The organism is Streptomyces sp. NBC_00209, from assembly GCF_045206345.1.
Taxonomy (GTDB): Bacteria; Actinomycetota; Actinomycetes; order Streptomycetales; family Streptomycetaceae; genus Streptomyces.
Window position 1 is genome coordinate 2,295,432 of sequence record NZ_CP108121.1, and the last position, 14,327, is coordinate 2,309,758.

Consider the following 14,327-nt stretch of genomic DNA (forward strand, 5'->3'; position numbering starts at 1 on the left):
CTCCGTACGCGGGCCGGGTGTCGCGGCGTTCAGCGGGCTGGGCGGAAGTCGAGGGTGAGCAGGGAGGTGGACTCGGTTCGGCGACGCTCCGTGGGCCGCGGGACGACCGCGCGCGGCCGCGGGCCGGGTGCGGGCGGTTCCGGGGCCCCGGCGGCGGGAGTGCGCTCCAGCCAGTGGCGACGGCGGTGGAACACCGGGGGCGGCAGCGGGGCGCGGACCGGTGGTGCGGTGCGCGCCCCGGCGTCGGGTTCGCTGAGTACGGCGTGCGCGTTGGTACCGCCGAGGCCGAAGGCGCTCACTCCGGCGACCCGTGGGCGGCCGTCCGTCTCCCAGGCGCGCACCTCGGTGCACGGGAAGAACGGCGAGGAGGCGAAGTCGAAGCGGGGGTTCGGGCGTTCGCAGAACAGGGTCGGCGGAATCGTGCGGTGCTCGATCGCCAGGACGGCCTTGATGAGCCCGGAGATGCCGGCCGCGCTGAGCAGATGCCCGATGTTCGACTTGACGCTGCCGATGGCGCAGTAGCCGGTGCGTTCCGTGGACTCACGGAACACCTCGGTCAGGGCACGCAGTTCCATCGGATCGCCGATCATCGTGCCGGTGCCGTGCGCCTCCACCAGGCCGATCTCCTCGGCGGTGCGTCCGCTCATCCGCAGTGCGCTGCGGACCACGCGGGACTGCGCCTCGGGGTTCGGCGTGGTGAGTCCCATGGTCCGGCCGTCGTTGTTCACGGCCACCGCGTCCACGACCGCGCGGATCCGGTCACCGTCGGCGAGGGCCCGCGCCAGCGGCTTGAGCAGGACCAGGCCGCAGCCCTCACCGGGCACGAAGCCATCGGCCGCGTGGTCGAAGGTGGCGCACCTGCCGGAGGGCGAGAGGGCGCGGGCGGCGCTGAACTCCAGATACGGCTGCTCGTCGAGGAGGATGTCGACCCCGCCGGCCAGCGCGTACTCCGACTCGCCCGCGAGCAGACTGCGGCAGGCGGTCTGCACCGCGACGAGTGCCGAGGAACAGGCACTGTCCAGCACCACGTTGGGGCCGTGGAAGTCGAAGTGGTGGGCGAGACGGGCGGCCACGAAGTTCTGGTCGCCGCCGAGGCCGGCCGGTCCGGAGCGGATCCCGGCGCGCGCGGAGTAGTGCGACATCCTGGCGCCGACGAAGACGCCCACGTCACGGCCGCGCAGCTCGTCGTCCCGGTAGCCGGCATCGCGCAGACAGCGCACCGAGGTCTCCAGGACCAGCCGCACCGCCGGGTCCAGGCAGTCGGCCTCCTCGTCCGTGAGGCCGAAGTACGCGGCGTCGAAGTCCTCGATGCCGTCGAGGAACCCGCCCCACTTGCTGACCGTACGGCCGGGGCGGTGCTCGGGGTCGTACAGCAGGCGGTGGTCCCAGCGCCCGGCGGGCACTTCGGTGACGGCGCATTCGCCGGCGGTGAGGGCGCGCCAGAAGGCGGCGGCGGAGGGGGCTCCCGGGAAGGCGCACTCCAGGCCGATGACAGCGATGCGGGTGTCGGGGGCCGGTGCGGGGACGGGGCCGGGTTCCGGCGCGTGTTCCTCGGCCGTCGTACGGCTGGTGTCCTCGGCCGTCGTACGGCTCGGGTCCTCGGCGGGCGCGGTGTCCCGCGGCGTGGACCGCGGGCCCCAGCCGCCGAGTTCCGCGTCCAGCCGCTCGATCGTCCGGTGCCGCAGCAGCAGCGTGGGATCCAGATCGCGGCCGGTCGTCTCCTCGATGCGCCGCACCAGCTCCCCCAGCATCACCGACTCCACGCCGAGCTCGTCGAAGAGCGCGGTCGGATCCAGATCGGCGAGCGGGATGCCCAGCTCCGCGGAGAACAGCTCCCTCAGCCAGGGCGAAGGGCCGGAAGGCGGTACGGACACGGGCTGCTCCTCCTCGATCGCGGCGGTCGGTGCGTCGGTGGTCCGTCCCGGTACCTGGTCGAGGACCCGGTCGGGATCGAATCCGTCCAGCGGCGATACGGGCACGATCTGGGCCACCTCGTTGCCGGGCCGCTGCGCCAGGACAAGGACCTGCTCCAGTACGTGCAGGGCCTCGGCGTTGTCCAGTGAGCCGAGCCCGGCCGGGGCGCAGGCGTCGGCGTGCCGCACGCCCATGCCGGCCTCACGCCAGCTGGGCCAGTTCACCGAGCAGTACGCGGTGTGCCCGGTGCGCAGCCGATGCCCGGCGAAGAGGTCCAGCCAGGTGTTGGCGGCCGCGTAGTCGCTCACGCCCACGCCGAGCCGGGGCACCAGGCCGGCGGCCGAGGAGGCCAGGACGAAGAACGCGAGCGGGTCCCTCTCACATGCCTCGGCCAGCGCGCGCGCCCCGTCGGACTTCGGTCCGAAGGCCGCTCGCAGTTCCTCGGGGCTCTTGTGGACGAAGGACGGCCGGCCTCCCGAGGGCACGCCCGCGCAGTGGATCACGCCGCGCAGGTCGCCGAGCCCCCTGCGTACGGAGTCCAGGAACGGGTCCAGGGCCGCGCGGTCCGTCAGGGAGCCGCCGTACACCAGGACCTGTGCCCCGGCCTGTTCGAGTGCGCGGACCTGGTCGACCAGGGCGGCCGTTGCCCCGGCCCGGTCCAGGCCCGTCCACAGGTGGCGTTCGGGCAGCTCGCGAGTGCCGAGCAGGGCCAGCTTGCGTGCTCCGCGCTCCACCAGCCGCCGGGCTGTCAGGGCTCCGATGGCGCCGGTGCCGCCGCTGATCACATAGACACCCTGCGGGTCGAGCCGCAGCGGGCCGGTGTCGGGAGCGGAGAGGGGTTCGAGACGGGGGCGCAGGCGCAGGCCCTCGCGCAGGGCGATCTCGGGGTGGCTGTGCGCGTTCGTGTACTCCTCGGCGATCAGGGCCGCGGCGGCGCGTGGGCGTTCGGCGGGGAGGTCCAGGTCGAGGACGGTGGCGCGGACCTTGCGGTGTTCCGCGCCCAGCATCCGTACGAAGGCGGCCTGCTCGGCCCCTGCCAGGGTGCTTTCACCAGCGGCGGGCCCCATGAGGCCACGCGTGGCGAGCACGATCCGCAGCCCGGTGCCCGGGCGGCGGGCGATCAGCCGCTGCAGGGCCACGATCCGCGCCGTCCACGGAACGGGCTCCGGGCCGGGGACGGCCAGGTCGCACAGGTCGACGAGGCCGCGCAGGTCCGTATGCCGGTCGAGGAGCTGGTCGAGCACCTCGGCCGCGCTCCGGTCGTCGTAGAAGCCGGGGGTGCGTCCTTCCGGTGCTCCGCCTTCCAGGACGAGCCGGACGTCGGCGGCCCCGAGCCGCTCGGCGAGCGCGTGCGCGAGGTCCTCGGTCCCCGCCCGGTACAGGCAGACGACGACTCCTTCGGCGTGGGCCGCCGCCGGGGCAGGGGCGGTCACCCAGGTCTTGTGGTGGAGCTCCGTCCGGGCAGCGGCTGCTTCCTCGGGTACGGAGGCGGGCTCGGCGGTCGTGGTGGGCTCGGCGGTCGTGGTGGGCTCTGCGGTCGTGGTGGGCCGAGGGGGCGCGGCCGGCGGGGCCGGCAGCCAGTAGCGGCCTTCCGCGAACGGGTAGGACGGCAGCGAGGTGAGCCGGCCCGGGCAGCTGCGGGCGAGCTCGTCCCAGTCGACCCGGCCCCCCGAGACCCAGTGCCTCCCGAGCTCGTCCAGCGAGGCCCGGTCCGCGGCGGGGAGTTCGGGGCCCGCCGCACCGGCCGAGGCGCGGCCACGCAGCACTCCTCCTCGCGCTCCATCGGCGAACTCACGCAGGACGGTGCGCAGTTCGGCGGTGCTGGATACCACGACGGCAAGCCTCTCGCGCTGCTCCTCGCGGCCCGTCCGCAGTGTGTACGCGATGTCGGCGAGCGCGGTGTCCTGGGCGAGGCGGTCGGCGAGCCGGCCGGCCAACGCGGTCAGCCGCTGCTCGTCGTGGGCCGAGAGCACCGCGAGGCGCGGACCTGGAGCATCGCTGGCGGGCTCGGCCGCGACGTACTCCTCAAGGACCACATGGGCACCCGCGCCTCCCGCCCCGAAGGAGCTGACGCCGGCGCGACGCGGACCACCGCCCGGCGGGGCGGGCCAGGGAGCCGACTCACGCTGCACACGGAACGGGCCGCGCGCCCAGTCGATGTTCGGGTTGAGCCGCTCCGCGTGCAGCGAGGCCGCGAAGCGGCGGTGCCTCAGCTGCAGCAGCACCTTGGTCAGACCGGCGATCCCGGCCGCGCCCTCCAGATGCCCGATCTGGGACTTCACGCTCCCGATGGCGCAGGAGCCGTGGGGCGCGTCGCCGAACGCCCGGACCAGACCGTCGATCTCGACCGGATCACCCAGCTCCGTCCCCGTACCGTGTGCTTCGAGGTAGCCCAGGGACTCCGGTGCCGCGCCCGCGCGGCGCAGTGCGGTGGCGACCAGGTCGCCCTGGGAGACGGGGCTCGGCACCATGTAGCCGTTGCTCCGGCCGCCGTGGTTGACGGCCGTGCCGCGGATCACCGCATGGACGCGGTCCCCGTCGGCGAGCGCCCGGTCCAGCGGCTTGAGCAGCACCGCGCCCACACCTTCACCGGGCACGAAGCCCTCGCCGTCCGCACCGAAGCTGCGGCAGCGGTGGTCGCCGGACGCCATGCGCAGGCGGGCCTGCTGACGGTACTTGTGCGGGTGCAGGGAGAGGTTCACCCCGCCCGCCAGGGCCACCTCGCACTCCCCGCGGCGCAGACTCTCCACCGCCAGATGGACGGCGGTCAGGGACGAGGAGCACATGGTGTCCACGGCCATGCTGGGGCCGGTGAGACCGAAGACGTACGAGGCCCGGTTGGCGATGCCCGCGGGGCAGGCGCCCGCATCGTCCGCGCCGCCGGTGAGGGCGGCGCGCTCGACGGCCAGATAGGGGTACTCGTTGTACATGGTGCCGACGAACACGCCCACCTGGGCCTGGTGCCGGCGCCGCAGCCTGTCGCGGGAGTAGCCCGCGTCCTCCAGGGTCTCCCAGGCGACTTCGAGGAACTGGCGCTCCTGGGGATCCATCAGGGCCGCTTCGCGCGGGGTGATACGGAACAGGAGCGGGTCGAAGCGGTCCACGTCGTCGAGGAAGCCGCCCCACATCAGGTCCTCGGGCCAGCCGGGCCAGCGCCGCGCCTCCGGGAAGGGCCGCACGCAGTCGCGGCCCTGGTCGAGGTTCTGCCAGAAGGTGTCCAGGTCGGGGGCCTGGGGATAGCGGCCGGCCACGCCGATGACGGCGATGGGGGCGGCGCCCCGGTGGGCATCGGCGGCGTCCGGCCCGCCCTCGCCGTCCGGGGCGGGCCGCTCGGCTCCCCGTGTGGCGGTGGCCGTGGCTGACGGGCCGGGCGTTGCCGGTGTGTCATCCGTCCACGGGGCGTCGGCCCGGTGCTCCAGCTCGGCCGCGATCGAGGCGAGATCGCCGTGGGCGTAGCACAGCGTTCTCGGGACGCGTTCGGTGAAGTCCTGCTCCAGGCGGCTGTTCAGCCGGGCCACCACGTACGAGCTGAGGCCGTACCGCTCCAGCGGCGTGTGCGCGTCCAGATCCTCCCGGGCGATCCCGGACGCCTCCGCATAGGCGCCGAGGATGTACTCCACGGCGGCCTGCCCGGCCCGGTGGTCCGGGGCGGGCTCGCCGCCCTCCCGGTCCGCCCGGGCAGGACTGCTGGAGGTCCTTGCCGCGACCGCGGGCCGTGCCACCGGTCGGCCCGCCCGCGGGGGCAGCGGCAGTCCGATCCTGCGGGCCTGCGGGCCCCAGGCCGCAGGCCAGTCCACGGTGTGCCCCGCCGCCCACAGCGTGACCGCCGCGTCGAGCGGCTGCGGGGCGCATGCGGCCCCTTCGCGCTCCGCACCCGTGCCCACGGTGAGCGCCGGGTGCGGCTCTCCCGCGAGGAAGGCGTCGAGTGCGTCGGTGAGTTCGGCGAAGTCGCGGCAGAGCACGGCGAGCCGGTACGGCAGGGCCCGACGCCCGGTCTGCAGGGTGAACGCCACATGCGCCAGGCGCGGCGGCTCCTGGGCCGCGGCCCACTCGGCCGCGCGTCCACGCAGCGCGCGGGCGGCGTCGGCCAGCTCCTGCCCGCCCGTACCGGAGAGGATCACCGCCTGCCGCAGGGGCTTGGGGTGCGGGCGGCAGCAGGGCGTGGCCGGATCGGCGGCACGCACCACCGCATGGGCGTAGGAACCACCGGCCCCGACGGCGTTGACCAGCGCCCGGCGCGGGGCCTCGCCCTCGGGGGCGGGCCAGTGCTGCGCGCGGTCCACGATGCCGACCGGCAGCTCCTCCCAGTCGATCAGGGGGGTGCGCTCGGAGGCGAGCAGCGTGGGGGCGAACTCCTCGTGTTCGAGCTGAAGCAGCACCTTGATGAGCTGGGAGAGCCCCGAGGCCGCCTCCAGGTGTCCGAGGTTGGGCTTCACCGTGCCGGCCCGCAGCCCGCTCTGCGCGAACACCGCGGCGAGCGCTTCGAGTTCGGCCGCGTCGGACAGGGCGGCACCGGCGGCGGCGCACTCCGCGTAGCCGACGTCCCGGGGTTCGAGGCCCGCGGTGTGCAGCATCCGCCGCAGCGAGTCGGCTAGCCGGCCCGCGTCGGGGGTGCCGAACCGTGCGGTGCGGCCCGGATGTCCGGCCGCGGTGGCCTCCACCACCCCGCGTACCCGGTCGCGCCGGACGGCGTCGGCGCGCCGCAGCAGGATCGCGGCCGCGCCCTCGCCCGGCGCCCAGCCCGCGGCCTCCTCGCCGAGGACCCGCGGATCGCCGTCCGTCGCGAGGAGGCCGGACTCGGCGAGCAGGCGCAGGTGGTACGGGTGGGAGACCACGTTCGCGGCGGCGACGACCGCCGCGTCGCACTCCCCGCGGCGCAGGCTCTCGGCGGCCAGGTGCAGAACCGTGAGCGAGGAGGAGCAGGAGGTGTTGACGGCCAGGCTGGGGCCGTCGAAGTCGAAGACGTGGGAGATGCGGTTGGGGATGTCCGCCGCGAGCCCCGCGATACGGGCCCGGCCGCCGCCGGACCACTCCTCGCTGCCGGCGATCTGGTGGTCCTGCCACATGACGCCGACGAACACACCGACCCGGCCGGCCTCACGGCGCAGGGACGGCGCGGTGTGCCCGGCGTCGTCGAGGCTGTCCGCCACGGCGTGCAGCAGAAGCCGCAGTTGCGGGTCGAGCAGCTCGGCCTCGGCGGGCGAGACGCCGAAGCGCAGCCCGTCGAAGGTGGCCGTGTCGTCCAGATAGCCACCGGGTGGGGCCTCGCCCAGCTCGGCCGCCCGGTGCGCGGGCACCGCGCCGATGGCGCTCCGGCCCGCCCGCAGGTTGCGCCACAGCTGCTCGGGGGTGTCGGCGCCCGGCAGTCGGCAGCCGATTCCGAGGACGGCGGCGGCTGTGGTGGCCGGAGGACGGGGGCCGGCCTGCGCGACCGGGGCGGAGGGGGACCCCGCCAGGGGCGCGCGGGACACGTACGGCAGCGCGGGTGCGTCCGGCCCCTCGGGCCGCGGCTCGACGGAGCCGGCGAGGAAGGAATGCAGGAAGACATGCCCGTCATCGAGGCCGAACTGCTCGCGGACGGCCTCGAAGGTGAGGGTGCCGATGGGGCAGAGCCCGATCCCGGCCGTGGCCTGGCCCGACATCAGCAGCTGGCCCAGGTAGCCCGCCTCCAGGCTCATGAAGTGTTCGGCGACCTCCTCGTACAGCGGGGCGATCCCGTGGCGCTGGCCGACGAGGTAGATGCCGAGCCCGGCCCGGTCGAACACCGGCCTGTTGTAGTAGAAGTGGATCGACCGGTCGATCCGCGGCGCGGCGTTGACCAGGTGCAGGGCGTGTTCGCGCGGCTGGTAGTAGTAGATGCCCTCGGCCAGGTCCTCGACCGCACCGGGCTTGACGTGGAGGTAGACCTGGACCGCGTACGTCTCCCCCGCCGAGGGGTACAGGAACGCCTCCCGGTCTCCCGTACGCGCCTCTGCGAGGAGTTCGAGGAGCCGGGCCAGCGAGGCGCGGTCCAGCGGACGGTCGAGGAAGTCACGCCTGCTGGAACGCCGTGTGTAGTACTCGGGCGCGAAGCCGGTGCGCGGCAGGGGCAGGACCTGCTCCCCGGGGCCGCTTCGACGCAGGTTCCAGGCGGCGCGCTTGAAGGCATCGCGCTCCTCGGGCGAGAAGAGGTCCACGGGGCCGGGCGTGTGCGCGCCCCGCCCGGTCGCATCGGCCCCGTCCGCGGCCGGCTCCAGGCCGTGTGCCGCGACCGCGGGAGTGCCGTCCGCCCGTACGCCGGCATCGGCTGCCGCGCGTACGTCCGTGGCCGGTCGCGTACCCGGGGCCGGCCCGCTGCCGCCGCCCGTCGCGGGCGTCCGGTCCGCGCCTTCCGACAGGAATCGTGCGATTCCGGCCGGAGTGGGTGCCGAGACCAGCGCGGCGACGGGGACCCGCCGGCCGAACCGCCGCTTGAGCGCGGCGGACAGCCGCACCATGGTGAAGGAGGTCGCTCCGGCGTCCCACAGGTCTGCCTGGGCGTCGACCCGGTCCACGCCCAGGACCTGGGCGACGATGCCCGCGACGTCCTCGGCGTCCACGGCGGGGGCCTCGGCGCTCGCTTCCTCGCCCGCCGCCGCCCTCGTCACCGGTGGTGTGGGCTCCGGATCCGGCGGCCCCATGACGTCTGCCGGAGCGGGCCACGGGAGGCCCGCGCGGTCGAGCTTGCCATTCGATGTGGCCGGGAACGACGGCAGGAACACGAGGGTGTTCGGAACCATGTACGGCACCAGCGTCTCGGCGGCATGACGGCGCAGGGCGGCTGCGGTGGGCGGGTGCTCCCGGTCCGCCACCACGTACGCGACGAGGATGCGGTCGCCCCCGTCCGGCTGGGCGAGCACCACCACGTCCCGTACGCCGGCGTGGCCGCGCAGCCGGTGCTCGATCTCGCCGAGCTCGACCCGGAAGCCACGCACCTTGACCTGGTGGTCCGTGCGCCCGAGGATCCGCAGCGTCCCGTCCGGCTGCCAGGCCGCCCGGTCGCCCGTGCGGTACATCCGCTCACCCGGCTCCGCGGCGAACGGATCGGGCAGGAAGCGCTCCTCGGTCAGCCAGGGACTGCCCACGAAGCCTTCGGCCAGGCAGCTGCCCGCCGTGTACAGCTCGCCCTCGGTCCCGACCGGACAGGGCTGGAGCCAGTCGTCCAGAACGTAGTGCCGCGTGTTGTCGATGGGTTTGCCGTACGGGATGCTGCGCCAGTGCGGGTCCACCGCGCCGACCGGGTGCCAGACCGACCAGACCGTGGTCTCGGTGGGACCCCCGAGGCTGATGACCTCCGCGGCCGGGAAGGCCGCACGCACCCGGTCGGGCAGCGCGAGCGGGATGAAGTCCCCGCTGAGGAACACCCGGCGCAGTCGCCCCGCACCCGGGTGGCCGGAGCCCTTGTCGAAGTGCTCGGCGACCTGGGCGAGCGTGGTGGGCGCCGAGTTCCAGAAGGTGACCGGCTCGCCGAGCAGGACATCGAGCAGCAGCTCGGGATCGCGCTGCTCCTCCTCGTCGGCGACATAGAGCCCGCCGCCGCGGCCGAGCACCCCGAAGAGATCGAAGACGGAGAGGTCGAAGCCGAGCGAGGTGACGGCCAGGCCGACGTCGTCCGGACCGAAGTCGAAGGTGCGGTGCGCCCAGGCGAGCAGATTGCGCACGGCCCGGTGCGGCACCGCCACGCCCTTGGGGGTGCCGGTGCTGCCGGAGGTGAACAGGATGTACGCGATGTCCGACCCGCCCACGGCGGGCGCGGGCACCGCCGCGTCCGCGTCCGTGCCCTCGTCGAGCCCGTCGACGTCCAGGAAGGTCACGCCACCCGGCGCTTCCCACCCCTCGGAGTCCGAGCTGCTCAGGACCAGGGAGGTGTCCGCGAGCCGCAGGATCTCGGCGGCGCGGCCGGCGGGCAGCCAGGGCTCCACGGGCACATAGGCGGCGCCGGCCCTGAGCACGCCGTACACCGCGGCGACCATGGCGGGGCCGCGGCGGATCCGCACGCCCACGGTGCTCCCGGGCCCCGCGTGTCCGCGTGCGCGCACCTGGTGCGCGATCCGGTTCGCGTACCGGTCGAGCTCCGCGAAGGTCATCGCACCGCCGTCCCGCCAGCGCAGCGCCACGGCCTCCGGGTGGGACCGCGCCCGCTCGGCGAGCAGCAGGTGCAGCGAGCCGGCCTCCGCGAGCGGAACGTCGGTGTCATTCCACGTACGCAGCACCAACTCGCGTGCAGAAGCGTCGAGTTCATCCGTACGGGAGGTGCCGAGCTCGTCGGTGATGGCGGTGACGGCCTGCTCGAAGCGGGCGAAGAGGCGGTCGAGCAGCTCCTCGGAGAGGTCGGCCGTGACGACGTCCCAGGAGTAGCGCAGCTCGTCTCCCTCGATCACCGTGACGCAGTCGAGCGAACACCCCGGAGTGCTGGTCAGCCACGGGCCCCGGCGCACGCCTTCGGGCAACGGGTACGCCGTCATGTCGACGGCGCCCGTGTAGACGACCGGGTACGGCAGTTCACTCCCGTTCGCCCCGGCGCCGGGCCCGCGCCGGCGCAGCTCGGCGAGCGCCCCGCCCGCGCCCGCGGCCAGGTCCCGGCGGGCCAGATCCCGGTAGTGGGCGGCTCGCCGCAGACGCGGCAGGCCGGAGTCGGCGGCCGCCATCCAGGTGAGCAGCGAGTGCTCACCCGGCCGTGCGGGCTCCGGCTCCTTCGGCCAGAGCACGACGGCCAGGGCGTACGGGTCCGGGCAGACCTCGGCCAGGGCCTCGTCCAGGCAGGCGAGCAGCAGATGGTCGGCGTGCAGGCCCTCACGGGCGGCGAGCGCGGAGACACGGCGCCATCCGACGAGGGTCTCGGAGCGGCGCACCACGCGCCGAGCGCCGCCGGGGCCCGGCGGCAGCCCGGGGCCCGCGGGCAGGGAAGCGAGGCGCTCCTTCCAGTACGCGCCACCGCCCTCCGTACCGCTCGGGGTGTGGACGGCCACCGGCCGGGCCGTCGCGGCGGGATCGGCGTACAGGCGCAGGAGTTCGCGGAAGAGGCGATGGATGCTGGGGGCGTCGGCGAGGACGAGATCGAAGGCGCAGTGGACGGTGGACACCCGGTCCGTGTCGCGCGTGACCCGCAGATCGAAGTGGGGCGGGCGGCCGATGGCGAAGGGGCGGCCGGTCATCTCCTCCTGGATCGCCTCCCGTACCGCCTCCGGGTCGCTGTGGCCGCGCAGATCGATGACGGGGACGTACCGGCGCGCGGGCAGCGTGTCGCGTATCTCCAGGAGGCCGTCGGCTCCGATGCCGGTGCGCAGCACCTCGTAGCCCTCGGCGAGGCGCGTCATGGCCCGCGCGAGCCGGTCGGTGTCGAGGTCGTCCACCTGGAAGCTCTGGTAGCACTGACAGCCCTGCGCCGTCTCCGGATCGGCCTGGCCGGCGAAGCGGGCCACGATGTACGCCTGCTGCACCTCGCCCGGGGCCCGCCGCTCGGCCGGCTCGGTCGCGCAGACGGCGAGCCGGTTGGCGAAGTCCGCGAAGGCGGTCTCCACCGCGCCGGTCGCGAACCGGTCCTCCACGACGTCCCAGCGGAAGCGCAGACCGCCGTCCTGCTCCCACATCTGGTGGTCGAGGGCGACCCCGGAGGTCCGGCTCACTCCGTAGGTGATGTCCGCGCCGAATCCGCCGGCCACCCCCTCGCCCGGGCCGACGCCGAGCAGGCTGGTGAAGACCACCTCGGGCGCGGGCGGCCGGGCGCCCGTGCGGGCCCGCAGCTCACGCAGCACCTCGATGCCGGAGACCCCGCCGTGTCGCAGCGCCTCCCACAGCTGTTCGTGCAGGTCCTGTGCCGTCTCGTCCAGCGGCCGGCCCTCGGTGGGATCGGCCACCAGCAGGGCCGTGGACGTGAACGGGCCGACGAGGAGGTCGGCTTCGGCGCCGAGCCGGGGGCGGTCGCTGGTCGTGACGGCGAGCGAGAAGGGGCGGCGCGCGCCGTGGTGGGCCAGCGTCTCCGTGAACACGGCGAGCACGAGCGAGGTCGGTGAGACCTCCAGCTGTGCGGCCAGGGAGGTGAGTTCCGCCCACTGCGCGGCGTCGAGTCCGGCGTCCAGGGGGCGGCGGTGCGGGGCGCGCGGGCCCGGGCCCTGCGCGCGGACGAGGGAGGGGCCCGGCGGAAGCTCCGCCAGTGCGGCCGCCCAGTGGTCGAGGTCCGCGCGGTGGCCGGAGCCGTCGCGCCGGGTGGCGAGCTCCAGGACGCAGTCACGGACCGTGACGGCCGCCTCCGGCAGGGTCCGGTCCGGGTGCTCGTACAGCTGATGCCACTGCTGCAGGAGCAGGGCGTAGCCGTGGGCATCGGTCAGCAGGGTGTCGAGGCCGAGGTGCACGACGCCGGCGGGGCCCGGGCCGCGGGTGATCTCCACGGCGCCCATCGGCCAGGTGCCGGGCAGGTGGTTGCGGTGGGACATCCGGGCGCGGACCGCTGCGACGTGCTCCTCGTAGGTCCCCGCGTCGGCCTCGGTGAGGTCGTGGACGGGCAGGTCCCAGCGGGAGGCTTCCCGGCGTACCTGCTGGGTGCCTTCCTCGTCGATGACGGTACGGAGCATGGCGTGGTGGTCCACGAGCCGTTGCCAGGCGGCGGTGAGCCGGGGGACGTCGAGGCCGGGGACGGTCAGCTCGCGGTACAGGTGGCAGCCGCCGGGGTCGGCGGAGGTCTCCTCGTCCTTGGCCACGAGGTACGCCTGTTGCAGGGGCGTCAGCGGGAAGGGCTCGTGGTGGTGCGGGTCCACGACGGCGGTGTCCCGCTCAGCGTCCGCGCCGGCGGCCGTGTCGGGGGCCGCTTCCGCCGTCCCCGCCGTCGGCCGCTCCGCGGCGACCCGCGCCGCGAGCGCGTCGAGCGTGGCACCGCCCAGCCACTGCGGAGGCAGATCGACGCCGAAGACGCGCTTGAGCTCGACCCAGAGCCGCGTCGTCTGCAGGGAGCCGAAGCCGATGTCCCGCAGCGGGGCGGCCGGTCCGTCCAGGGGCAGCTCCGGAACGATGTCCGTCAGCAGACCCCTCAGCACCGGCCTGAGCTCTTCGCTGTTCCGCCCGGGCGTCTCCATGGGCCGCTCCAAGGTCTCGCTCATCGCCTTTCACCTGTTCTGTGTAGGGAAGTGAGGGAACGGCCGCACGGGGCGGCGGATCCTGCCGGGGTGTGTGCTCAGCCCGCTGCCGGGAGCGGGCTCCCCATCCGGGCCAGGAAGTCGACGGCGAGCGCGCCGACCGCGCCGTTCATCGTGAACAGCGAGATGTGGTCGCCGTGCGGCTCCACCCTGAGCTCGGCCGCGGGCAGCCGCGCCGCGACCCAGCGAGAGCCCGCCGGATCGGCGGTGCTGTCGTCCTCGCTGGTGACCACGAGCGCGGGCTGCGTGACGCCGGCGAGCATGCCGCGTACATCGATATCGGTGATCGGGCCGTTGACCCGGCAGTAGCGGTAGAACAGTTCGGGTGTCGCGTAGGGGTGGAGCACCAGGTGCGCCATCCCGGCCGACAGGCTGGAGAGCATCGTCTGCACGAAGACGGACTGCACTCCGGCGGCCGTGTCCCGGTCACTCGCCGCCATCGCCATCAGTGCCTGCATGTTGCGGTGGTGATCGGCCTTGGGACAGTCCTCGCCCAGTTCGTAGGCGCCGTGCCAGAGGCTGAGCGAGCTGACCCGCTCCGGCCGGGCGGCGGCCGCGGCGAGGGCGATGACACTGCCCCCGCAGAAGCCCATGACATGGGCGCTGTCGATGCCGCAGTGGTCCATCACCGCGAAGACGTCCGCGGCCTGCGCGTCCGTGTCGTGGCCCAGGGCGTCGAACTCCGGCACGGCGCCGAAGAGTCCGCGGCTCTCCCAGGTGACCACGTGGTGGTCACGGGAAAGGAGCTCGATCCAGGGCTCGCACAGTTCGGCGGGCATCCCGCAGGCCGAGGCCAGCACCACCGCGGGCCGGCCGGGCTCGCCCGCCTCGTACACCGGCAGTGCGGCCCCGTCGGCGGAGAGGGCGTCGGTGGGGCGGCGGTGGCGGCCGAAGCTCTCGGCCGCCACCTTCGCCGCCGCCTTGCGGGCCTCGGTGACCACCGCGGCCCTGTCCCCGGCCGCGACCGGACCGAGGGCCGCGAGCCGGCCCGTGAGGTCGAGGTGCCCGGCCATCACCCGTTCGAAGACGCCCTCCACGTCGGAGCCCGGCCCGAAGTCCAGCCCGGGCACGTCCAGTTCGTCCGCCACCGCGGCGAGCACGGCCGCTGCCGATTCGGCGGCCTCACCGGCAGGCAGGCCGGTGGGGAGCCGGCTCGCGGCTCCCCGTGCCCGCGCCAGGGGACGGAGGGAGAGCATCGCGCGGGCGATGTCCGTCATCGCCATTCCCGCCTCGTCACTCAGCATGTCCGCAGTCCTCACTCTCTAT

The 14,327-nt window shown here is 74.6% G+C and carries 2 protein-coding genes; both read right to left on the minus strand.

The genetic code is table 11. The annotated features are described in order from the left end of the window. Positions 1–29: 29 nt before the first annotated feature. Positions 30–13,025, minus strand: coding sequence for an amino acid adenylation domain-containing protein (locus OG867_RS09965; protein ID WP_406284352.1), 12,996 nt, complete (start codon positions 13,023–13,025; stop codon positions 30–32). Between the two features lie 74 nt (positions 13,026–13,099). Continuing rightward, the gene (locus OG867_RS09970) at positions 13,100–14,305 is read right to left on the minus strand and encodes an alpha/beta fold hydrolase (RefSeq protein WP_406284354.1); all 1,206 of its coding nucleotides are present in this window, start codon (positions 14,303–14,305) and stop codon (positions 13,100–13,102) included. Positions 14,306–14,327 lie beyond the last annotated feature (22 nt).